Origin of the sequence: Herbaspirillum lusitanum, from assembly GCF_046025995.1 — a bacterium.
Lineage (GTDB): Bacteria > Pseudomonadota > Gammaproteobacteria > Burkholderiales > Burkholderiaceae_D > Herbaspirillum > Herbaspirillum lusitanum_A.
Window position 1 is genome coordinate 1 of the sequence record NZ_JAQQFM010000015.1, and the last position, 20,853, is coordinate 20,853.

At 60.2% G+C, this 20,853-nt stretch carries 21 protein-coding genes; 6 read left to right on the forward strand and 15 right to left on the reverse strand.

Features of this window, described 5'->3' with window-relative positions:
- Positions 1 to 242 precede the first annotated feature (242 nt).
- From PQR62_RS24095 to PQR62_RS24105, 3 genes are all read right to left on the reverse strand, one after another.
- Positions 243 to 1,178 carry a delta(1)-pyrroline-2-carboxylate reductase family protein gene (locus PQR62_RS24095; RefSeq protein ID WP_408160620.1) on the reverse strand — a complete coding sequence of 312 codons (936 nt, stop codon included), beginning with the start codon at positions 1,176 to 1,178 and terminating at the stop codon, positions 243 to 245.
- Positions 1,179 to 1,246: 68 nt separating this feature from the next.
- Positions 1,247 to 2,257: a trans-3-hydroxy-L-proline dehydratase gene (gene lhpH / locus PQR62_RS24100; RefSeq protein WP_408160621.1), complete on the reverse strand. Its 1,011-nt coding sequence runs from the start codon at positions 2,255 to 2,257 to the stop codon at positions 1,247 to 1,249.
- A gap of 243 nt (positions 2,258 to 2,500) precedes the next feature.
- Entirely contained in the window at positions 2,501 to 3,637 is a 1,137-nt protein-coding gene (locus PQR62_RS24105) for a branched-chain amino acid ABC transporter substrate-binding protein (RefSeq protein ID WP_408160622.1), read from the reverse strand.
- A gap of 349 nt (positions 3,638 to 3,986) precedes the next feature.
- Between PQR62_RS24105 and PQR62_RS24110 the strand changes: the two genes are divergently transcribed.
- Positions 3,987 to 4,451 (forward strand): Lrp/AsnC ligand binding domain-containing protein, encoded by a 465-nt coding sequence (locus PQR62_RS24110; RefSeq protein WP_408160623.1) that lies wholly within the window; start codon positions 3,987 to 3,989, stop codon positions 4,449 to 4,451.
- A 55-nt stretch (positions 4,452 to 4,506) separates the two neighbouring features.
- Here PQR62_RS24110 and PQR62_RS24115 read toward each other — a convergent pair whose 3' ends face one another.
- The 8 genes from PQR62_RS24115 to gpmA all read right to left on the reverse strand — a co-directional run bounded on the left by PQR62_RS24115 (position 4,507) and on the right by gpmA (position 14,626).
- Positions 4,507 to 5,637, reverse strand: a complete 1,131-nt coding sequence (locus PQR62_RS24115) for a branched-chain amino acid ABC transporter substrate-binding protein (RefSeq protein WP_408160624.1) — start codon at positions 5,635 to 5,637, stop codon at positions 4,507 to 4,509.
- A gap of 270 nt (positions 5,638 to 5,907) precedes the next feature.
- Positions 5,908 to 7,965 carry a TonB-dependent receptor gene (locus PQR62_RS24120; RefSeq protein ID WP_408160625.1) on the reverse strand — a complete coding sequence of 686 codons (2,058 nt, stop codon included), beginning with the start codon at positions 7,963 to 7,965 and terminating at the stop codon, positions 5,908 to 5,910.
- A gap of 271 nt (positions 7,966 to 8,236) precedes the next feature.
- Complete coding sequence (locus PQR62_RS24125) at positions 8,237 to 8,692, reverse strand: hypothetical protein (protein ID WP_408160626.1); 456 nt, start codon at positions 8,690 to 8,692, stop codon at positions 8,237 to 8,239.
- 92 nt (positions 8,693 to 8,784) lie between these two features.
- Complete coding sequence (dksA, locus tag PQR62_RS24130) at positions 8,785 to 9,270, reverse strand: RNA polymerase-binding protein DksA (RefSeq protein ID WP_408160694.1); 486 nt, start codon at positions 9,268 to 9,270, stop codon at positions 8,785 to 8,787.
- 652 nt (positions 9,271 to 9,922) lie between these two features.
- The gene (locus PQR62_RS24135) at positions 9,923 to 10,675 is read right to left on the reverse strand and encodes a HesA/MoeB/ThiF family protein (RefSeq protein ID WP_408160627.1); all 753 of its coding nucleotides are present in this window, start codon (positions 10,673 to 10,675) and stop codon (positions 9,923 to 9,925) included.
- Between the two features lie 181 nt (positions 10,676 to 10,856).
- Positions 10,857 to 12,350, reverse strand: coding sequence for a S41 family peptidase (locus PQR62_RS24140; protein ID WP_408160628.1), 1,494 nt, complete (start codon positions 12,348 to 12,350; stop codon positions 10,857 to 10,859).
- Positions 12,351 to 12,353: 3 nt separating this feature from the next.
- Positions 12,354 to 13,742, reverse strand: a complete 1,389-nt coding sequence (locus tag PQR62_RS24145; RefSeq protein WP_408160629.1) for a murein hydrolase activator EnvC family protein — start codon at positions 13,740 to 13,742, stop codon at positions 12,354 to 12,356.
- A gap of 137 nt (positions 13,743 to 13,879) precedes the next feature.
- Positions 13,880 to 14,626, reverse strand: coding sequence for a 2,3-diphosphoglycerate-dependent phosphoglycerate mutase (gpmA, locus tag PQR62_RS24150; protein ID WP_408160630.1), 747 nt, complete (start codon positions 14,624 to 14,626; stop codon positions 13,880 to 13,882).
- A gap of 105 nt (positions 14,627 to 14,731) precedes the next feature.
- Between gpmA and PQR62_RS24155 the strand changes: the two genes are divergently transcribed.
- The 5 genes from PQR62_RS24155 to PQR62_RS24175 all read left to right on the forward strand — a co-directional run bounded on the left by PQR62_RS24155 (position 14,732) and on the right by PQR62_RS24175 (position 17,670).
- Positions 14,732 to 15,145, forward strand: coding sequence for a rhodanese-like domain-containing protein (locus tag PQR62_RS24155; RefSeq protein WP_408160631.1), 414 nt, complete (start codon positions 14,732 to 14,734; stop codon positions 15,143 to 15,145).
- A complete protein-coding gene (grxC, locus tag PQR62_RS24160; RefSeq protein ID WP_408160632.1) occupies positions 15,142 to 15,402 on the forward strand; it encodes a glutaredoxin 3 in 261 nt (86 codons plus the stop codon). The genes PQR62_RS24155 and grxC overlap by 4 nt, the downstream gene beginning before the upstream one ends.
- 50 nt (positions 15,403 to 15,452) lie before the next feature.
- Positions 15,453 to 15,947, forward strand: a complete 495-nt coding sequence (gene secB / locus PQR62_RS24165; protein ID WP_408160634.1) for a protein-export chaperone SecB — start codon at positions 15,453 to 15,455, stop codon at positions 15,945 to 15,947.
- Positions 15,948 to 16,081: 134 nt separating this feature from the next.
- Positions 16,082 to 16,531 (forward strand): SH3 domain-containing protein, encoded by a 450-nt coding sequence (locus PQR62_RS24170; RefSeq protein WP_408160636.1) that lies wholly within the window; start codon positions 16,082 to 16,084, stop codon positions 16,529 to 16,531.
- A 134-nt stretch (positions 16,532 to 16,665) separates the two neighbouring features.
- A complete protein-coding gene (locus tag PQR62_RS24175) occupies positions 16,666 to 17,670 on the forward strand; it encodes an NAD(P)H-dependent glycerol-3-phosphate dehydrogenase (RefSeq protein WP_408160637.1) in 1,005 nt (334 codons plus the stop codon).
- A 222-nt stretch (positions 17,671 to 17,892) separates the two neighbouring features.
- Here the strand turns inward: PQR62_RS24175 and PQR62_RS24180 are convergent, their stop codons facing one another.
- The 4 genes from PQR62_RS24180 to msrP form a co-directional block, all read right to left on the reverse strand.
- Entirely contained in the window at positions 17,893 to 18,150 is a 258-nt protein-coding gene (locus PQR62_RS24180) for a hypothetical protein (RefSeq protein ID WP_408160638.1), read from the reverse strand.
- A 263-nt stretch (positions 18,151 to 18,413) separates the two neighbouring features.
- Complete coding sequence (gene msrQ / locus PQR62_RS24185; protein ID WP_408160639.1) at positions 18,414 to 19,037, reverse strand: protein-methionine-sulfoxide reductase heme-binding subunit MsrQ; 624 nt, start codon at positions 19,035 to 19,037, stop codon at positions 18,414 to 18,416.
- A gap of 128 nt (positions 19,038 to 19,165) precedes the next feature.
- Complete coding sequence (locus PQR62_RS24190; protein WP_408160640.1) at positions 19,166 to 19,738, reverse strand: GNAT family N-acetyltransferase; 573 nt, start codon at positions 19,736 to 19,738, stop codon at positions 19,166 to 19,168.
- A gap of 16 nt (positions 19,739 to 19,754) precedes the next feature.
- Entirely contained in the window at positions 19,755 to 20,732 is a 978-nt protein-coding gene (gene msrP, locus PQR62_RS24195; protein WP_408160641.1) for a protein-methionine-sulfoxide reductase catalytic subunit MsrP, read from the reverse strand.
- Positions 20,733 to 20,853: the final 121 nt, after the last annotated feature.

Here is a 20,853-nt window from a genome sequence, read left to right on the forward strand (position 1 = left end):
CCCTAGCACCAGACCGTTGATGATTTGCTGGATGAATATGTCCATTCTTGTCTCCTCCTGTTTTATGGCCGCTGACGGCGAACGCCGGCGGTCGTTGTGCGGGGCTGGATCGTGCCAGGCCCGCTGGTGATGCGGATGTTGCGCTTCATTTACTGTCCCCTTCTTCCCGGATGCTTGATAGATACTTGCTGGATGCTTGATAAGAAAAGAGCGCGAAGATTCGCGCTCGGCTTAGTACGGATTCAATTCAGGAACGCTCGCGCCACGCGCGCCGCCGCCAGATCCCACGAGGCCTGACCGACGGTCTTGAAAATCGGCAGCAGGCCGTCTTGATTCAGCGAGGCCGGCGCAATCTTGCCGGACAGCAGATCGCCGATGGCGCTGACGCTGCTCCAGTCGACCTTGGCCTGAATCAGATCGCCGGCTTCATGGTGCGCACCGCCCAGATCGTCCACCACCACCTTGCGCGCATGCACCAGCTCGGCCGGGAATTCCACCATGTCGGGCTTGAAGGCGCCGACACCGACGGCCAGCGTGGACGATGCGAGATTGACCGGAATCACGGCGCTGCGCGAGGTGGTCAGCGCAATCAGCACATCGGTCTGCGGGGTGTCATGCTGCAGCACATCCATCGCCAGCGGGCTGGCAATCACCTGCGGATGACGCGCGCACAAGGCGCTGCAAAAAGCCTGCGTGCGCCCCAGATCGCGCGCAGCGATCCAGAACTGGGTGATGCCGAAAAACTCTGCCAGCGCATCGGCATGCGCCTGCGCCTGCACGCCGGTGCCGATCAGCAGCGCCGAGACCGGCTTGCGCGGCAACAGGGTCTGAATTCCGAGCAGCGTCATCGCGGCGGTGCGGCGGCCGGTCACGGTCGGGCCGTCGAGCAGCGCGATGCGGCGGCCGGTGCGCGTTTCAAAGGCAATCACCTCGCCCTGAATCGCGGGCAAATGATGCTGGCCGTTGTCGGCATGCACGGTGATCAGCTTGGTCACGCTGAGATCGTCGCCGATGGCCGGCATGCTGAGCAGCACGCTGTTGACGTCAATCGGCACCACCTGGCGCTCGGGCGCGCGGATGGCGCCGGAGACGAACTCCTGCGCGGCCTGCGCCAGCGCCGGCACGAGTTGATCGTAAGGCAGCGCCTGGGCGGTCTGTCGGGCGTCGAGAATATGCATGCGCTGCGGTCCTGTGCTGAATCGGTGGGTCGGGTGACGTGGAAAAATCGGCTGCCGGACTTAAAGTCTCAGCGCAGGAAAAAGCCGGTCGGGAACGGGTCGGATTCTTCCAGTACCCACTGGTTGGTGCTCATGATGTGGGCGCTGCCGGTGACTTCAGTCAGGGCGCCATCGAATTCGCCGACCTTGCAGGCACCGGTTACGCGCACGCCAAAGTTGCTGCCGACAATGCTGCCGTTGACGTAATTCTGATTAAGCGCCAGTTGCCCGCGCAGGAACAATTGCGCGGCGCGGCCGGAGGTGCCGGTGCCGGTCGGCGAGCGATCCACTTCACGGTCGGCGAAGATGCAGACATTGGATTGATCGGCGCCGGGGAAATTGGCTTCGCTGTCGATGATGGTGCCGTACAGCGTGTTGAGACCGGGTTCCAGCGGATGCCGGATCTGTACCTTGGCCTTGACGGCGGCCTTGGTTTCCGCGCCCAGCTGGATCAGCTGGCGCACCAGTTCAGGCTTGACGGTCAGGCCGGTCTGCGCAGCGTTGATGTAGTAGTAGAAGGCGCCGCCGAACACGATGTCGCCGGTGATCTTGCCGAAGCTCGGGGTCTCGACTTCGACGTCGCGCTGATAGATGAAGGCCGGCACATTCTTGAAGGTGACCTGGCCGGCGCGCTGGCCGTCCCATTCCACGCTGGCGTCGATGAAGCCGGCCGGGGCGTCGAAACGGATGCGGGTATGCGGCGCAGTGCGCTCGACATAACCCATTTCGACCAGCACCTTGCCCAGCGCGATGATGCCGTGGCCGCACATGTCGCTATAGCCTTCGTTGTGGATGAAGACGACGCCGAAGTCAGCTTCGGGAGTGACCGGCGGAAACAGATAGGCGCCGTACATGTCGGCGTGACCGCGCGGCTCGTTCATCAGGAACTGGCGCAGGTCGTCGCGATGCTCCTTGAGCCAGGCGCGCTTTTGCAGGATGGTGTCGCCCGGCACCTGCGGCAATCCGGACACCAGGATGCGCAAGGGCTCGCCGCCGGTATGGGCGTCGATGGTCTGTACGGTGCGGGTATAGCTGAGCATGAGACTTCCTTCACAAACTGACTGAATCTCTTTGCGGCCGCTGCGCCGGGTTGCCGGGCCGGCCGCAAAGATTACCACCCTGCAGCGTGACGGCTGCAAAAAGCCGGTGGCCGGCAGCCGGACAGAGCTTTAGCCTGCACCTGTGCTGCGCAGCGCCTGATCGCTACGATGGAATGGTCAAACGAGAAATGAGGTGAAGCCTGCCGCTCCGGTCATCTGAAGCGGCAGGCTTTCAGGACCAGATCAATAGCTGGTCAGTGGCACCGGGAGGCCGTTCTTGAAACGGTACACGGTCACCGGCGATTGCTTCAGATCGTGGTTGGCGTCGAAGTCATACTGACCGGCCACGCCCTTGTAGCTCAGCTTGGCCAGCGCCGGACCGAATTGCTTGGGTTCGACCGAGTTGGCGGTCTTCATGGCTTGTGCAATCAGCATCATGCCGTCGTAGAAGGACACCGCGTAGGTTTCTGCAGGGCGACCGAACTTCTTCTGATAGTCGTCGGCGAAGGCCTTGCCGTCCTTGGCCTTGTCCAGCATGGTGCCGCCTTGAGTACAGTAGACGCTTTCACCGATGGCGTCGCCGCCCAGACGGCCCATTTCAGGCGAGCAGATGCCGTCGCCGCCCATCAGCACGACGTCGATGCCCAGTTGCTTCATCTGGCGCTTGATCGGGCCGCCTTGTGGCGCGTAGCCGCCGATGAACACGGCGTCGGGCTTCTTGCCCTTGATCGAGGTCAGGATGGCGGTGAAGTCGGTGGCCTTGTCGTTGGTGAAGTCCTTGCTGACCACTTCGATGCCGTTGGCCTTGGCCACCTTGCTGAACTCTTCCGCCAGACCCTGGCCGTAGGCGGTGCGGTCGTCGATCACCGAGACCTTCTTGATCTTCAGTTCCTTGGCTGCGTACAGCGCCATCTTGCCGCCCAGCTGGCTGTCGCTGGCCGCCACGCGGAACAGGGTCGCAAAACCCTGCTGCGTGATCTTGGGATTGGAGGCCACGGTCGCTACCACGATGCCGGCGTCGTTGAACACGCGCGAAGCAGGAATCGTCACGCCCGAGTTGTAAGGACCGACGATGGCCTTGATGCCCTGGTCAGCCAGCTTTTGCGCAGCGGCCACGCCCGATTTCGGATCGGCCTGGTCATCTTCCGAGATGACCTCGAACTTGATCTTCTTGCCGCCCACGGTGATGGGTTGCGCATTCAGGCGTTCGACCGCCATCATCAGGCCGCCTTGATTGTCCTTGCCGGCGGATGCCTGCGGACCGGTCAGCGGGCTGCTGAAGCCGATCTTGACGGTCTGCACTTCCTGCGCGAACAACACTGCAGGAGTCAGCGCCAGCGATGCGGCAATGATTTTTAGTCCGGAGACGCGGTTAACCATGTTGTGTTTCCTCTCTTCTGTTGAAAGTCAGACTGCGGTTGGATTGGGTAAAACGCTGGAAAAGCAGAAGCTGTCGTCTTCATGAGGACCATGAAAACGAGGTAGATGATGCCGTACGCACTGCGCCGTTGCAGGGTAGAACATAAAGATCCTGTCTCTGTGAATTGCCGGAGATGCCGCGTGTAACCATGCCGGTGCACCGCCGTTGGCGCACCACGTCCGCATTACGTTGTATTTTTTATGAGGGTCGATTCTATTTTTTCTTCGCTGATATTAGGCGTGTTTATTGCCTTTATAATCAGAATTAAATTTTCCTTTAACCATTTTTACTGAATAAAATTCAGATTCCATGGCAGCGCTCGATAAAATCAGCAAGAAAATATTGTCCGAACTGCAAAGCGACGGCCGCATCAGCAACGTCGATCTGGCCGCGCGCGTGAATCTGTCGCCGGCAGCCTGCCTGGAACGGGTGCGCAAATTGCAGGAAGCCGGCTACATCCTGGGCTACGCCGCCCAGCTCAATCCCGAGTTGCTGGACGTGTCGCTGCTGGTCTTCATCGAAGTGGTGCTGGACCGGACCACGCCGGATGTGTTCGCCGAATTCAAGAAGAGCGTGCAGAGCATCCCGGAAATCATGGAATGCCACATGGTAGCCGGTGGCTTCGACTATCTGGTGAAATCGCGCGTGAAAGACATGAACGCCTATCGCGAATTCCTCGGCAAGTCGCTGCTGCAACTCAAGGGCGTGCGCGAGACGCATACCTATGCGGTGATGGAAGAGGTCAAGAACACGATACGGCTGCCGATCAAGTAGGCCGCTAAGGTCTGATCCAGACTGTCAGTTGGTCGCAGACGAACTTCCCGCGCGCTCAGAAACTCGCCAGCGGCACCAGCGTGCTGCCCTTGAAGCGCAGAATGGTCACGGTGGATTCCTTCAGCTCGCGCTGGCCGGTGAATTCATAGCTGGCGGTGACACCCTTGTAGCGGCTTTTGAGCAGTGCTGGCAACAACTGCGGGCCGGCGATCGAACCACTCGATTTGATGGCCTGCGCCAGCAGCATCACGCCGTCGTAATAAGTGGCCGCGTAGACATCCGGCGCATAAGCAAACCTGCGTTGATAGCCGGCGCTGAACACCGCGCCGTCGGCCGCGCGCGTCAGCCAGACTCCGCCTTCTGCACAATAGGTGTTATTGCCCAGACTGTCGCCGGCCAGGCGCACCAGATCGGCGGCGCACAGCGCATCGCCGCCGAGCAGCATGGCATCCATCTTCAACTGCTGCATGGCCTTGAGCAGACGCCCGCCCTGCGCGGCGTAGCCGCCAAAGAAAATCGCTGGCGCCTTGTCGTTGCGCAGCGTTTGCAGCGTGCGCGACACCGAAGCGTCGTCGGCCGTGTCGCTGAGTTTTTCACGGCTGGAAATCTGCAAACCCATGCTCCTGGCGCTCTTCTGGAATGCATCGATCAGGCCTTGTGCATAGACGCTGCCATCATCGATGACGGCGATGCTTTTCAGCTTCAGATTGCGCGCTGCGTATTGCGCCAGCTTGGCGCCGATGTCGGCATCGCTGGCGGCGATCCGGAACACATAGTTCAGATTGGCCTGCGTGACTTTGGGATTGGAGGCGATTGTCAGCACCGGGATGGCGGCGTCGTTGTAGACCTTGATGGACGTCATGGCGACGCCGGACGTGAATGGGCCCAGCAAGGCATTGATGCGACTGGCGCTCAGCTCACGCGCGATCTCGAGACCGCGCTGAGGATTGGACTGATCGTCGCGCGCCACGACTTCAAAGCGCAAGGCCTTGCCCTCGATCTGCAGCGCCTGCTGGTTGAGCCGTTCAACCGCCATTTGCATGCCGTTGAGCGCATCTTTGCCGGCTGCGGCGTTGGCGCCGGACAAGGGACCGCTGAAACCCAGTCGCACCAGTTGAATATCTTCGGCCTTGGATGTCGCATGAACAGCCAAGGACAAGGCTGCGCTGACAGAGATGGTCAGCAATCTGAAGCAGGCTCTCATGCCCTCGCCCCCTTGATTGAAAATTGACGGACTTATTATCAAAAAACTTTTTGATATCCGTAAATGTTTCGCAAGAATAACCCAATACTTGTCAGAATGTAATTTTTCTCCTGCAACGCATTGATAACGGGCGGGCTGAATCAAGCACCGTCGCCCTGATTTTTCATCAGGGCGACGGCCACGTTCGTGACAATGGAGCGGCTACATTGATATCAAGCTAAACCGCGCCACTCACACCGCTGCCGGCAGCGATCAGAAGCTGGTGCGTACGCCCAGAATCAGATTGCGGCCGCTCAAAGGCACCGAATCCTTGAGCACCGAAGTCGACAGACGAATGTCCTGATTCAGCAGATTGCGCGCCAGCGCGAACCACGTCACCTTCACGCCATTGAGCTTTTGCGTGTACGACAGATTGGCATCGAGCTGAGTGTAGGAAGGCGTTTCTGTGGTTTCGAACGACGCCAGCCGGTCCTGCTTCATCGCGCGCAGCACCTGCACGCCGCCGGCGACAGGCCCCTGGCGATAGCCGAAGCCGACGCCGTAGCGTGTGGCCGGTTGCAGCGGCAGATTGCCCTGGTTATCCAGCTTGCCGCGCGAGGTATCGGCGAAGCCGCGCACCGAATAGCCTTCGCCGTTCCAGTTGTAGCTGACTTCAGCTTCGGCGCCATGAATGGTGGCGTCGCCCTGCGACCAGAAACGCTGGGTGAATTCGCCGTCCGGATCCGCGGCGCCGCTGTCATCGACCTTGCCGTTGGTGCGGCCGTAGATGTAATTCTTCACCTTGTTCTGGAACAGATTACCCTTCCAGCGCACCAATCCCTCCGTCTTTTGCAGCGTCAGTTCGATGTTGTGCGAAGTCTCCTTCTGCAGCTTGCCGTCGCCGATGTCGAAGGTCGAAGTCGATTCGTGGGCGCCGTTGGAATACAGCTCTTCCACCGTCGGCGCGCGCTGCGCCAGCGAGTAAGTCAGGCCCAGACCGTAGCCCGGCGTGAAAGCCCACAGTGCGCCGGTCGACCATGACAGCAGGCTGAAATCGCGGTCGGCGAGACCGCTGCCGGCATCCGGACGACGCTGTACCGATTCGCCACGCAAACCGGCGCTGACCAGCACCGGACCAAAGTTGCGCTCTTCCACCAGGAAGCCGGCAAACGAAGTCGACCTGGTCGGAGGCGTCAGCTCGGCGGTGCCGCTGGCCGCACCAATCGCCGAGTAGTTGCTTTGCTCGGTCTGTACGCCGAACGTGCCGCGCCAGCCGGCCAGCGGCTTGTGCGTCAGTTCCCAGCGGGTCTGCAACGCGCGGTTGGCAAACACCGTGGACGGCGTGCCGTCCTGCTGTTTCTCGATGTGGGTGTAATCGGTGTAACCAAGCTTGAACTTGAAGGACTCGAAACCGGCGAACGGCTCGCGCACCAGGGTGTCGAGATCATAGCGATTCTGATGCAGATCGATGAAGGACTTCTCGTCGGTCGGAATGCCGTAATGATCGTCCAGCGTCGAGGCCGACAAGCCGATGTGCCCCCAGTCGGCGATGTAGGAAACGCCGCCGCCGAGGCTGGTTTCATGCGTGAAGGAATTCGGCAGGCGCCCCGAGGCGCTGCTTGCGTCGCCCTGTCTGGCATTGCCGGGGATCTTGTAGTTGTCGGTGTCGCGGTAGTTGCCGTCGAGGTGGTAACCGATCTGGCCGGCCGAACCGTCGAGCGAGAAGGAGCCGTTTTTCTGACCATCCACGGTGCCGTAGCGACCTTCGACTTCACCGGTCAGCCTGGGCAGCAACAGGGTCGGAATGCGGTCGTTGACCACGTTCACCAGGCCGCCGATAGCGCCGGAGCCGTACAGCAGGGCGGCCGGGCCGCGCAGGATTTCGATCTGGCGCGCGGTGGCGCCTTCGGTGGCGACGGCGTGGTCGTTGGAGACGGTCGAGACGTCCGACACCGGCATGCCGTTTTGCAGAATCATCACGCGCGGACCTTCCATGCCGCGAATGATGGGACGCGAAGCGCCGGCGCCGAAAGCCGAGGCCGATACGCCCAGCTCCTGCGACAGGGTCTCGCCCAGCGAATTGCCGAGCTTGTTGCGCAATTCATCGCCGGCCAGCACTTTGGCGGGCGTCAGAATTTGCGCGTTTTCTTCCGATTCGAAAGGATTGGCGGTCACGACGATGGGCCGCAATACCGGCGCAGCGGCAGCATTGGCCGAGGCCTCGCTGCTTGCCTCGGACGTTGGCGGGGTGGTCTGCGCGTGCGCTGAAAATGACCAGGAAGCAAGCGCGGACACCACCGCGCCGGCCAGAAGCTGACGTTGATAGAACATGTGAATTCCCTGAAACCTGAGTCCGGCTGCATTGCTGCGCCAAGCGAATGCAATGCGCGCTGCCCGCAAGCAGGGCGAACGCGCGCCGCTCATGAGCACAAGCCGGACATGACTATGGATAGCGTCGCTTCAGCGTCTGCGGCATGGCCGCGCCCGACACAAGGAGAGGGCACGAACCAGGCGCGTCAGAACAGGGCTAGCCGGTACCGGGGATTCAAACCCGATGCTCACTTGCCTTGAAGCGACAGCGATTAAAGTTGAAGAGCAGGAATCAGCGCGGCGGCGCGCGCGAGAAGAAATGACAGACGAAAGGCGCATCCCAGGATGCGAAGGCTTGCCACAAGGCCAGCACATGCGTACCCGGCATCAGCGGCGGCAGGGGGAAATCGATATGCACGCTGGCAGCCAGCGTGGCAGCATCGTAGGCGACGCAGGAGTGATGATGATCGCCGTCGTGGGCCGAGGCATGAGCGGCGGCCGGATCAGATGCCGCATCGGCGCTGCCCGTTACAGCGACAGCCGCTGCAGCCGCCGGCGCTTCAAGCTCATGAGCGTCGTTGGACTCGCCGTAGTCGAACAGCGATTCGTCGAGCAGTGAATGCACCGCGCCCGGCGCCCAGCCGGCGTGCACGATGCTGTGCGCCAGACCGAGCATCTGCGCAAACAGCAAGGCGATCACCAGCGTAGCGGTGACGGCAAGACTGCGGATGCGACGGAGCGAATGCATTTGAAATGGGGAACCTGAATTGACGAGAGCCGGTACCAGGACCGGCTCTGTCGGAAGTGCGGAAAATCGGCTACAGATTTGTCGGTGCCGAATCAGTCGCCGTAGAGCTTCTGCTTCAGTTCACGACGCTGCTGCGCTTCCAGCGACAGCGTTGCGGTCGGACGCGCCAGCAAACGCGGGATGCCGATAGGCTCGCCGGTTTCTTCGCACCAGCCGTAGTCGCCGCCATCGATCGAAGCGATCGACTGTTGCACCTTCTTCAGCAGCTTGCGCTCGCGGTCGCGCGTGCGCAGTTCCAGCGCATGCTCTTCCTCGATCGTCGCGCGGTCTGCCGGATCAGGCACCAGCACGGTTTCGCGCAGGTGTTCGGTGGTCTCATCTGCGTTCTTCAGCAGATCCTTTTCGAGCTGCTGCAACCGGGCCTTGAAGAAAGCAAGCTGCGCTTCGTTCATGTAGTCCTTCTCGCCCATCTTGAGGATTTGTTCCTCAGTCAGCAAGGTTGTCGCAGAGGTAGTTTTGGGAGTTTTAGTTGCCACTTCGCTTACTTTCAATACTACGGGTTTTTCAACTTTATCCATTGTTCCGGCGGATGCTGCTTTGCCGGAGCTGGTCGCTTTTGAATCCACTTCCCATGCCGCGGAGGGTCCCTCTTCGATTGACGTTCGCGCGGCGGTCGGCTTATCGGCAGTGTTCCTGCCGGCTGACCGCACTACTGCTGGCGCAGCGTTTTTCGCGGTGAAGGATTGTACTACAACACTTGCGGATGCTGCCGACTTTGCCGCTTTCGCGGTTGCATCAGGGAATTTTTGACTGTTTCCTGCTGCTTTTCGTTCGCCGCTGCCCGGATCTGATCGCGGATCCGGCTCCTCCACGGGTCCGCCATCGCCGGGGCCGGTCTGCTCGTTCTGTTCGTTCTCTTCGTTATGCTTATTCTTGCCGCCCTTGCCAGCGGAAGTTTTCTTTGCGGAGACAGTCATCACTCCTCCTCTCAGGGCGAACCCTGCACTACGCCTTCAGATTTTCCTGCGCAACCGGCCATAGGCCAAGCTTGGATCAGGATGTAAAGCTGACACAGTGTATACCAGAAGCAGGCGCTTAAACAGTCTTCCCCATGCTTGAGCGGATTGCCGCAAAGCCTTGTCGCACAAAGACTTGCGGCTGATCAATGCTTGTTACGCAAGCAAGACCCGGCGCGCCTGAACCGGTCGGCCTGAGCGAGCCGGTGCAGTATCAGGCATGGCGTGTGCCGCACACCAGACACGCCGGATTGCGCGCCACCGAAATCGAGGTCCATTCCATATTGCGCGCATCCAGAATCAGCAGACGCCCGGCCAGCGACTGGCCGATGCCGGCCACCAGCTTGAGCGCCTCGGCCGCCTGCATGGTGCCGATGATGCCGACCAGTGGCGAAAACACGCCCATGGTGGAACATTGCACCTCGTCGAATTCACGGTCCGGCGGAAACAGGCAGGCATAGCAAGGCGTATCGCCGCGCGGATCGAACACGCTGATCTGGCCGTCGAACCGGATCGCCGCGCCGGACACCAGCGGCACCCCATGCTGCACGCAAGCCTGATTGACGGCGTGGCGAGTGGCAAAGTTGTCGCTGCAATCGAGCACGACGTCGGCTTGCGCCACCAGTTGCGCCAAACGCTCGCCCGACAACCGCTCGGCCAGGGCCTGCACCTGCACCTCGGGATTGATCTGCTGCAAGGCCTGACGCCCCGACTCAACCTTGAGCTGGCCGACACGGTCGGTGGCATGCATGATCTGGCGCTGCAGATTGGTCAGGTCGACCGTATCGTCGTCCACCAGGGTGATGCACCCGATGCCGGCCGAAGCCAGATACATGGCGGCCGGAGACCCCAGACCGCCGGCGCCGATGATCAGCGCGTGCGCTGCCAGCAGGCGGCTCTGGCCTTCGATATCGATCTCGTCGAGCAGAATGTGGCGCGAGTAGCGCAGCAATTGTTGGTCGTTCATGTACGTGGGCAGATTCTGCATTCAGCGCATTGTCCATGCGCAAATTCCAGGGAGCGAGCGGGGGCACACCCAATCAAGGCCGGCATTGCGCGGTGCGAACCGCCAGACAAATGAAAGGGGCCGCTCTTGAGCGGCCCCAGTTTAGAACAATTCGACTGCCTGTTCCGAACTTGCTTTGAACTTACTTCTTTTCGATCTTTTCAGGCGGCGCCTTGTTGTCCTTGCGGTCGTCCTTCACCGGCGTGTCATCCTTGCTGTTTTCATCGCGGATTTCCGGCTTGGCCTTGGAGACCTGAACCGGCATGCCCTTCAGATGATTCAGCGCCTGCGACAACTGGAAATCTTCCGAACTGCCGAATTCCAGTGGTTTGCGTTTCTTTTCCAGCTGGATCAGACGTTCTTCGTCTTTTTCATCGATCGCCTGGGCTTTGACTTCAGCCGACTTTTCCTTGTCGTTGCTCAGGTGCTTGGTCAGGTCGGCTTCACGCAGACGCAGGCCGTTCAGACCATCGCCGTCGGCGTATTCATCCACCATGATGTCCGGAACGATACCGCGCGCCTGGATCGAACGGCCATTCGGCGTGTAGTAACGCGCGGTGGTCAGCTTGACTGCGGTGTTCTTGTCCGGTGGCAAGGCGATCACCGACTGCACCGAGCCCTTGCCGAAGGTCTGTGTGCCCATGATGATGGCGCGCTTGTAGTCCTGCAGCGCACCGGCCACGATTTCAGAGGCCGAGGCCGATCCGCTGTTGACCAGCACCACCATCGGCACCTTCTTGAGCGCATCCGGCAGACGCGACAGAGGATCGTTCAGCGGATTGGATGCGTAGTATTCGCGCTTGGCGTAGAAGCTTTGCTTGGAGCTGGGCAACTGGCCATTGGTCGAGACCACCACCGAGTCCTTGGGCAGGAAGGCGGCAGAGACGCCGATCGCGCCCGGCAAGACGCCACCCGGATCGTTACGCAGATCCAGCACCAGGCCCTTCAGGTTGGGTTCCTGTGCGTAGATCGCGGCCAGCTTCTTGGCCATGTCGTCCACCGTCGGTTCCTGGAACTGGGTCACGCGCAACCACGCATACCCCGGTTCGATCACCTTGGACTTGACGCTCTGTACGCGGATTTCCTGACGGGTGATGGTCAGGATCAGCGGCTTGTCTTCTTCCTTGCGCGCGATGGTCAGCGTGATCTTGGTGTTGGGCTCGCCGCGCATCTTCTTGACGGCTTCGTCCAGCGTCAAACCTTTGACCGGGGTGCTGTCGAGGCGGGTGATCAGATCGCCCGCCTTGATGCCGGCGCGATAGGCCGGCGAATCCTCGATCGGCGAAATCACCTTGACGTAACCGTCTTCCATCCCGACTTCGATACCCAGGCCGACGAACTTGCCCATGGTGCCTTCGCGCAATTCCTTGTAGGCCTTCTTGTCCAGATACGCGGAATGCGGATCCAGCGAGGCGACCATGCCTGAAATGGCTTCGGTGAGCAGCTTCTTGTCATCCACCTGTTCGACGTAATCGGACTTGATCAGACCGAAGACGTCCGCCATTTGCCGCAACTCTTCCAACGGCAGGGGCGCCGTTGCATTTTTCTGGGCGATGGCGTCGAACTGAATCATCGCCGTGGCGCCCGCAATCATGCCCAAACCGATCAAACTGATATTCTTGAGTTTGCTGCTCATGTGTCACCTAGTAGTTACCCACGTCAATGGGTCGAAAGCGCGGCCCTGATGCCGCATTTCAAAGTATAAACCCGATTGCTCGTTGCCGCCGCTGTTGCCCGCGCTGGCGATGACATCGCCGGCCTTGACCACATCGCCGGCACGCTTGAGCACCGCCTGATTATTGCCGTAAATCGTCATGTATTGATTGCCGTGATCAACGATGATCAGGTTGCCGAAACCGCGCAGCCAATCGGCGAAGACCACCCTGCCACCCGCCACAGCTCTGACTTCCGCGCCTTCAGGGGCGCGAATGAAGAGCCCCTTGGAGGCCGGCCCGTCGCCGCGGCTGCTGCCGAATTTGGCGCTCAGATCACCACGCACCGGCAGCCGTAATTGGCCGCGCAGACCGGCAAAAGGTTTGCCGAAATTTTCTTCCTGCGCTTCGGGAATCTGATCGTTGCGACCCAGCGATGCCGTCTTCGGCGGTTCATCGTCATCGATGGCGTCGGCAGGATTCGGCATGGACGGCGTTTTTCCGCCGGCATTCGGATGGCTGTTGGCGGCGGCTTTGGCGCGTTGCTCAGCCAGTCGGCGCTCGCGTTCGGCCTTGGCTTTCGCCAATTGTTCCTGACGCCGCTTCTCGCGGGCGGCGGCTTCCGCCTTTTTCTGCTGTTCGATGATCTGCGCCAGTTTGTCGACCAGGCCCGACAGGCGCTGATCATCCTGCTGCAACTTGCCGGCTTCCTTGCGCTGCGAACTGAGTTTGGTCGAGAGCTGCGACAGCAGGCTTGAGCGCTTGCTCTTTTCCTTTTCCAGCACCTGCTTCTGTTCGGTTTCTTCCTGCGCGATTTCTTCCAGCTCGAACTTGGCGTTCTGGACATCGGCCTTGTTGGCGCGAATCGCCTGCAGATTGGCGCGCAGCGTGTCGATCAGCCTGGCCTGCGCCTGCGAGACGTAGCCCATGTATTGCAGCTCGCGGTTGATGCGATTCGGGTTGTCGCCCGACAGCAGCAGCTTGATGCGGTCTTCATTGCCGGCCACATACTGGTCGCGCAGCAGTTTGGACAATTGCGCCTGCTGGGCATTGACCTGCGCAGTCAGCTGATCGAGCTGCTTCATCAACTGCGCCAGCCGGGACTCGGTCTGACTCTGCTCCTGCGACAGATCGCGCAGCGAGCGGTTGGCCTTTGAAATGGCTTGCTCCGATTCGGCCAGCGCATCGGCGGCGTTGTCCTTGGCGGTTTCGGTCTTGTTGATATCGCGTTTGAGATCGGCCAGACGCTGCTGCAGATCGGCGCGTTCTTTCTCGGCTTCCTGCTTCTGCTTGCTGCGCTCAGTGACCGGCTGCGCCTGCACGGATGCGGCGCACACACACATCACCGCCGCCAGCAGCAAGGCATGGGCAGACATCCGCAGCGGCCGATGCCAGGATCGGCCGCGCGCATCGGTGGCCGCATTGAAGCGGAGGCCCGATGCCGATGTTGATGTCGCGATGGACGGCCGCGCTGCTGTTGCCCTGGCGGCCGTCTTGCTGAAGAAGCTCGGTTTTATTTCGACTTCCCTTGATTCGCTACCGCCGCCAGCGCCGCCTGAATCGCGGACTGGTCGCCCAGGTAATAGCTCTTGATCGGCTTCAGATCGGCGTCCAGCTCATACACCAGCGGCTGACCGTTGGGGATGTTCAGACCGACGATGTCATTGTCGCTGATGCCGTCCAGATACTTGATCAGCGCGCGCAGGCTGTTGCCGTGGGCCGAAATGATGATCTGCTTGCCGGCGCGGATGGCTGGTGCGATGGAATCGTTCCAGGCCGGCAGCACGCGCGCCACGGTGTCCTTCAGGCATTCGGTCAGCGGAATCTGCTCACGTGCCAGACCGGCATAGCGCGGGTCGTTGAATGATGCGCGCGGGTCGCTCGGCTCCAGCGGATTGGGCGGCGTATCGTAGCTGCGGCGCCAGACCAGCACCTGCTCGTCGCCATACTGGGCAGCGGTTTCCGCCTTGTTCAGGCCTTGCAGCGCGCCGTAGTGGCGTTCGTTCAGACGCCAGTCGTTCTTGACCGGCACGTACATCTGATCCATTTCGTCCAGCGTGGTCCACAGCGTGCGGATGGCGCGCTTGAGCACCGAGGTGTAGGCCAGATCGAAGCTGAACCCGGCTTCCTTCAGCAGCTTGCCGGCCTGGCGGGCTTCTGCCACGCCCTTCTCGGTCAGATCGACATCGACCCAGCCGGTGAAACGGTTGGCCAGATTCCAGGTCGATTCGCCGTGGCGCATGAATACGATTTTGTACATGGTGAGCTCAGGTTTGATAAGAAAACGGTGCGTGCGACGGAAGTTTCAAATCGCGGTCAGCTTCTATTTTATAATGCCGGGATTCAGTAAACCCAATGGAATACCGTGAAATTCATCATCGATAATATTTTCCTGATCGCGCTGGCCCTGATTTCCGGCGGCGCGCTGATGGTGCCCTACCTCCAGCAGCGCGGCAACAAGCTGAGCCTGCTGCAAGCCACCCAGCTCATGAACCAGGGCAAGACGCTGGTCTTGGACGTGCGCGATACCGAACAGTTCGCTGCCGGCCATCTGCGCGACGCCCGCAACATTCCGCTCAAGGACTTGCCGCAGCGCATCTCCGAACTGGACAAGTTCAAGAGCAAGAGTGTGATCGTGATCTGCCAGACCGGCACCCAGGCCGCCAAGGCCGAAGTGCATCTGAAGAAGGCCGGCTTCACCGAAGTCTACGGCCTGACCGGCGGCATCGCCGCATGGCAGGGTCAGGGCCTGCCGCTGACCACCAAGGACGCAAAATGACTTCCCGAGTCGTGATGTACTGCACCGCCGTGTGCCCGTATTGCACCATGGCAGAACGCTTGTTGCAGAACAAGGGCGTGGCCGACATTCAAAAAATCCGCGTCGATCTCGAGCCGCAACAGCGCGAGTTGATGATGCAAAAAACCGGTCGCCGCACCGTGCCGCAGATTTATATCGGCGACACCCATGTCGGCGGCTTCGACGATCTGAGTGCACTGGATCGCGCCGGCAAGCTCGATCCGCTGCTGCAAGCCTGACGCCAGCAAGCTCTCCTATTCATTTCACCATTCATATCTGAAAGAAATCCATGTCGGAACAGACTCAACAAGCTGAACAGCAACCCGTATTCCAGATCCAGCGCGTCTACCTGAAGGACATGTCGCTGGAGCAACCGAATTCGCCGGCGATTTTCCTGGAACAGGAAGCGCCCGCCATTGAAGTGGCGGTCGACGTCGGCGCCGAAGGCCTGGCGGAAGGCATCTTCGAATCCACCGTGACCATTACCGTGACCGCCAAGGTCAAGGACAAGGTTGCGTTCCTGGTCGAAGGCAAGCAAGGCGGCATCTTTGAAATCCGCAACGTGCCGGCCGATCAGCTGGATCCGCTGCTGGGCATCGGTTGCCCGAACATCATCTACCCTTACCTGCGCGCCAACATCGCCGACATGATCACCCGTGCCGGTTTCCCGCCTATCCATCTGGCCGAAATCAACTTCGAAGTGTTCTATCAGCAACGCCTGCAAGCGCTGGCCGAGCAGCAAACCGACAGCACCGTGGTGTCCGGCACCTCGACCGTCAACTAAGCACCATCCGGCCCCGATGTGATCTGCAGACCTGCAAATCGCATTCGGGGTTGCAAGCTTCCTTCAATGCTGACGCCCGCGTCCGAGACCATCGGAATCCGGCGGGCGCCATCCGAACCCGCGGAGAAACTCTGATGAAATTCCTGCCCATGTTGAGCTCCGTCGTGATGTTGAGCGCCGCGCTGGCAAACAACGCTTACGCGCTGGATTTCAAATCGGTCGGCGCCGCACCGGCCATCATGTACGACGCTCCGACCGAAAAGGGCCGCCGCGTGTACGTCGCGCCGCGCGGCATGCCGGTGGAAGTGGTACTGACCTACGGCGAGTGGAGCAAGGTGCGCGACGCCGCCGGCACCTTGTCGTGGATCCAGTCAAAGACCTTGACCACCAAGCGCATGCTGGTGGTCAGCGCCAACAATGCACGTGTCTACACATCGTCCGACGAAGCCAGCGCGCCGGTGTTCAGCGCCGACAAGAATGTGCTGCTGGAACTGGTCGAAGGCCCGGCCGCCGGCTGGGTCAAGGTCAAGCACCGCGACGGCCAGTCCGGCTACGCCAGGACCGGCGACGTCTGGGGCGACTGAAGTGCAGCGGCCGGCGGCGCCCCATTTGCATTTGTGCGATCGCGTCGCCGCTGTCCGGCTTAACTTGCCTGACTGATGTTCTTCAGCCCGTCCATCCGCCTTCCCTTCACTGCCTTCTGGGCTAAGCTCGACTCATGAAAATTACGATACTTGGCGCCGGCGCCTGGGGTACCGCGCTGGCCATCACGCTGGCCAAACGGCATGAAGTGCTGCTGTGGGGACGCAATGCCGAGGCCATGCAAGCAGCCGCGACCACCCGCGAAAACACGGCTTATCTGCGCGGCTTTGCTCTGCCGCCGACTTTACAGGTCAGCGCCGATTTCGATGCCGCAGTCGGCCATGTCTGCGCCGAGCCGGAAGCGTCCTTGTTGATCGTGGCCTCATCGGTCGCCGGCCTGCGCGCGCTGAGCGAACAATTAAGCGCCTATCCGATTCCCAATCTGGTCTGGCTGTGCAAGGGTCTGGAAGAACAGACGCGGCTGTTGCCGCATCAGATCGTGCGTGAAGTCATGGGAAATAACTTGGCGGCGGGCGCGCTGTCGGGCCCCTCGTTTGCGCAGGAAGTGGCGCAAGGTCTGCCCTGCGCGCTGACCATCGCCTCCACCGACGATGCCTTGTGCGAACGCGTGGTGGAAGCGGTGCACGGCGGCAACATCCGCATTTACTCCAGCGACGATCTGATCGGCGTGGAAATCGGCGGCGCCGTGAAGAATATCCTGGCGATTGCCACCGGCGCCGCCGATGGTCTGAAACTGGGCCTGAATGCGCGCGCCGCACTGATCACCCGCGGGCTGGCCGAGATCAGCCGGCTCGGCGTGGCGCTCGGCGGTCGTGCAGAAACCTTCATGGGATTGTCCGGCGTGGGCGATCTGATCCTGACCTGCACCGGCGACCTCTCGCGCAATCGCCGCGTCGGCCTGGGCCTGGCTCAGAACAAGAAACTGGACACCATCGTCGCCGAACTCGGGCATGTCGCCGAGGGCGTGCGCTGCGCACAGGCGGTGCGTGCGCTGGCGCAGGAACTGAAGGTGGACATGCCGATCACCAATGCCGTCGCTGCGGCGCTGTTCGACGGCGGCAGCGTGCAGGAAATGGTGGCGCAACTCTTGTCGCGCGAGGCGCGCGAAGAAAATCGCTGACCGCGTTCTTGCGAGTGCCCCGGATTGCTTGGCGAGCCGATCCTGTAAGGGCTTGCAAGTGCCTGCAAGTGAAACTGCAGCATGAAAGCGTATGAAGAAATCCGAAGCCGGCCATGCGCCGGCTTCGCTTCATTCCATTCTCTGCTTTATTGACTGTCTGTCAAAACGGCTTGCCAACAGGCTCCCGCCGACAAGCTGCGACAGGAGACGGACTCAAAGCGCTCAGCGCGCGATGATGTCGCTTTCCATCTTCGGGCGCTTGAAGCGCTTCGGCGATTCACCTTCGACGATGTCATCCATCTGCTTGGAAATCTTGTCGTAGACCGCGCAGTCGTCGTCTTCGTGATGCGGCGACGGGCCGTCGGACAGACCTTTGAAGCGCTTGCCGAGCTTGTGCAGGCGCGATTCCTTGCCATCCAGCGAATAAGAACCGGCGTGACCGGCAGCGGATTTCGGTTTATTGCGTTCGATTGCTTGCATCTTCATTCCTCTTACGTCATTGACGTTCAAAGTTCATCGCCCTCGTACCTCTCGATGAACCGGCCGGTTCCGACACTTGATGTGCGGCAACCCAGCCCCAGAAACATAAGCGCCTTTTTGCAGGCGCTTAGTAGATGTAACGCTTTAGTCAGCAATTGGAATACGAGAACAGACACTTTTTTGACAGCGTTTTGTAAGTTAGTGTCTTTGCAAGCTTTTACCTTGCAGCGCGATATCTCGACGAAATTCAGGCCAGATAAGGTTTACACGGCTTTTTTGGTGCGTAATTTGTGCAGGACGCGCAGCAAAAATAAAATCGAAATAATTGTTGCAAAAAGTATCGGCTGGGCCAAAAGGTTCTTGCCGGCCTTCATCCACCAGTAATGAAGAATGCCCAGCGGCAAGATCAGGTAAAACAGATTGTGCAGCCACTGCCAGCGTTTTCCGCCCAGTCGCCGCACCATCGCATTAGTGCTGGTGGCCGCCAGCGGGATCAGCAAAACGAAGGCGATGAAGCCGACCGTAATGAAAGGACGCTCCAGCACATCCATCCACATATCTGCCAGATCGAAGAAATGGTCGAACCAGAGAAAAGTGGTGAAATGCAAACAGGCGTAGAAAAATCCGAACAATCCCAGCATGCGACGCAGGCGCAGCAGCCAGTTCAATTTGGTCAGACGGCGCAGCGGCGTGATGGCAAAAGTGATGCACAGAAAGTACAGCGTCCAGTCGCCGGTGTTGCGGGTGATGAATTCCAGCGGATTGGCGCTGAGATAACCGAGGAAACCGGCCAGCACGATGCGCGTGATCGGCATCAAGCCCAGTATGAATACCAACACCTTGATATAGCCGACCTGTTTGGCGCTGAGGTTCTTGATGGACGTCATGCGCCGCACTCCGGATTAAATGTGAACATCGCTCATACGATAAAAAATGTGTGAAAAAAGCCGGCGCCGCCGGCTTGTGTTGAACTCATGTTGCAGCCCTCCACCCGATGGCGGCGCTGACTCAAATCTCAGATTCCCATATCCGCCGGAATCAATGAAAACACTTTCGCATCGCGCGCCTGCCCGTGGTAAGTGAGGCGATTGCGCGCCACGCATTCGAAAGTTGCGCCGGTCTTTTCAGCCACGCGCTGGCTGCGCAGATTCCCAGTTTGCGCCACGATTTCCAGCCGCGTCAAACCCACTTTGGCGAAGGCGAAACCGGCAGCGGCGCGCGCCGCCAAAGCAGCCAGTCCGCGCCCGGTATAACTGCTGCGGATCCAGTAGCCGAGATTGCCGAGCTGGTTCAGATGACTGATCTGATTGATCGCCACCGAGCCGATCACCTGCCCCGTGGCGCGCGCCACGATGTTGAAATCGTAGGCGCCCTGCATCGACCACTGCTCGATGCTGCGCTGAAGAAAACTCTTGGCGTCCGCCAGCGAGTAGCCCGGCGTGCACCAGCTTTCCCACTCGCTGATCGCTGCTTCCGAATAATGCACTGCGTCGTACAACGCAGGGGCTTCCTTCAAACCCAGCGGACGAATCTCCAGCTGCGAGTCCGAATAGATGACTTGTCGTTCACGATCGATGCGCGCGCTCATGCGGGGATTTCTCTCCTCAAAAGAATTTCTTCAGATCCATGCCGGCATACAGCGGCGCCACCTCGGTGTAGCCGTTGTACATCAGGGTCTTGCGTTTGCGATTGAAAAAGCCGTCTTCGCCGATACGGCGCTCGCTGGCCTGCGACCAGCGCGGATGATCCACCGCCGGGTTAACGTTGGAATAAAAACCATATTCCTGCGGCGCGTACAGACTCCAGGCGGTCTTGGGCTGCTCCTTGACGAAGCGGATCTTGACCAGCGACTTGGCCGATTTGAAGCCGTATTTCCAGGGCAGCACGATGCGTACCGGCGCGCCGTTCTGATTCGGCAGCACTTCGCCATACATGCCGAAAGTCAGCAAGGCCAGCGGATGCATGGCCTCATCCATGCGCAGGCCTTCGGTGTAAGGCCAGTTGAGGATGGGCTCATAAACGCCGGGCATCTGTTTCTTGTCGTTCAGGGTAATGAATTCGACGTACTTGGCGTTGCCGGTGGGCTCGACCTTTTTGATCAGCTCAGACAGCGAAAAACCTATCCACGGAATCACCATCGACCAGCCTTCGACACAGCGCAGGCGATAGATGCGTTCTTCCAGCGGCGCCATTTTCATCAGGCTGTCGAGGTCCAGCGTCATCGGCTTCTTGACTTCGCCTTCGATGGCGACAGTCCAGGGCCGCGTTTTCAGGGTACCGGCGTGTTTGGCCGGGTCGGCCTTGTCGGTGCCGAATTCGTAGAAGTTGTTGTAGCTGGTGGCGTCTTTATAGGCGGTCTGCTTATCCATCGCGACGAAGGCCGTATTCGGCCTGGCCGCCAGCTTCTGGCCTCCGCCCTCCTGCGCCTGCGCGTTCTGGCTGAACGGCAACAGGGCGCCGGACGCAATCGAGCCCAGCGCCATCTGACGGATGAAACTGCGGCGCGATTCAAACACCGCGCGCGGCGTGATTTCCGAGCCTTGCGGCAGATCGATACCCTCTGCCTGACGCTTGATCAGCATGAAAACTCCAGAATGATGAGAGCAGAATTGGATGTGCCTGCGCTGGGCGGGAACGCACCATCTTACCGAATTTCGGCATATTGCTTGAGGCTTATACGGCAAACGGGCAGGAACGGATGCA

What these genes read in the sequence shown, in the direction of transcription:
- PQR62_RS24095 (WP_408160620.1), bottom strand. Translation starts at nt 1,178, where the DNA reads ATGCATATTCTCGACGCCCGACAGACCGCCCAGGCGCTGCCTTACGAT.
- lhpH (WP_408160621.1), bottom strand. Translation starts at nt 2,257, where the DNA reads ATGCTCAGCTATACCCGCACCGTACAGACCATCGACGCCCATACCGGC.
- PQR62_RS24105 (WP_408160622.1), bottom strand. Translation starts at nt 3,637, where the DNA reads ATGGTTAACCGCGTCTCCGGACTAAAAATCATTGCCGCATCGCTGGCG.
- PQR62_RS24110 (WP_408160623.1), top strand. Translation starts at nt 3,987, where the DNA reads ATGGCAGCGCTCGATAAAATCAGCAAGAAAATATTGTCCGAACTGCAA.
- PQR62_RS24120 (WP_408160625.1), bottom strand. Translation starts at nt 7,965, where the DNA reads ATGTTCTATCAACGTCAGCTTCTGGCCGGCGCGGTGGTGTCCGCGCTT.
- PQR62_RS24125 (WP_408160626.1), bottom strand. Translation starts at nt 8,692, where the DNA reads ATGCATTCGCTCCGTCGCATCCGCAGTCTTGCCGTCACCGCTACGCTG.
- dksA (WP_408160694.1), bottom strand. Translation starts at nt 9,270, where the DNA reads ATGGATAAAGTTGAAAAACCCGTAGTATTGAAAGTAAGCGAAGTGGCA.
- PQR62_RS24135 (WP_408160627.1), bottom strand. Translation starts at nt 10,675, where the DNA reads ATGAACGACCAACAATTGCTGCGCTACTCGCGCCACATTCTGCTCGAC.
- PQR62_RS24140 (WP_408160628.1), bottom strand. Translation starts at nt 12,350, where the DNA reads ATGAGCAGCAAACTCAAGAATATCAGTTTGATCGGTTTGGGCATGATT.
- PQR62_RS24145 (WP_408160629.1), bottom strand. Translation starts at nt 13,742, where the DNA reads ATGTCTGCCCATGCCTTGCTGCTGGCGGCGGTGATGTGTGTGTGCGCC.
- gpmA (WP_408160630.1), bottom strand. Translation starts at nt 14,626, where the DNA reads ATGTACAAAATCGTATTCATGCGCCACGGCGAATCGACCTGGAATCTG.
- grxC (WP_408160632.1), top strand. Translation starts at nt 15,142, where the DNA reads ATGACTTCCCGAGTCGTGATGTACTGCACCGCCGTGTGCCCGTATTGC.
- secB (WP_408160634.1), top strand. Translation starts at nt 15,453, where the DNA reads ATGTCGGAACAGACTCAACAAGCTGAACAGCAACCCGTATTCCAGATC.
- PQR62_RS24170 (WP_408160636.1), top strand. Translation starts at nt 16,082, where the DNA reads ATGAAATTCCTGCCCATGTTGAGCTCCGTCGTGATGTTGAGCGCCGCG.
- PQR62_RS24175 (WP_408160637.1), top strand. Translation starts at nt 16,666, where the DNA reads ATGAAAATTACGATACTTGGCGCCGGCGCCTGGGGTACCGCGCTGGCC.
- PQR62_RS24180 (WP_408160638.1), bottom strand. Translation starts at nt 18,150, where the DNA reads ATGCAAGCAATCGAACGCAATAAACCGAAATCCGCTGCCGGTCACGCC.
- msrQ (WP_408160639.1), bottom strand. Translation starts at nt 19,037, where the DNA reads ATGACGTCCATCAAGAACCTCAGCGCCAAACAGGTCGGCTATATCAAG.
- PQR62_RS24190 (WP_408160640.1), bottom strand. Translation starts at nt 19,738, where the DNA reads ATGAGCGCGCGCATCGATCGTGAACGACAAGTCATCTATTCGGACTCG.
- msrP (WP_408160641.1), bottom strand. Translation starts at nt 20,732, where the DNA reads ATGCTGATCAAGCGTCAGGCAGAGGGTATCGATCTGCCGCAAGGCTCG.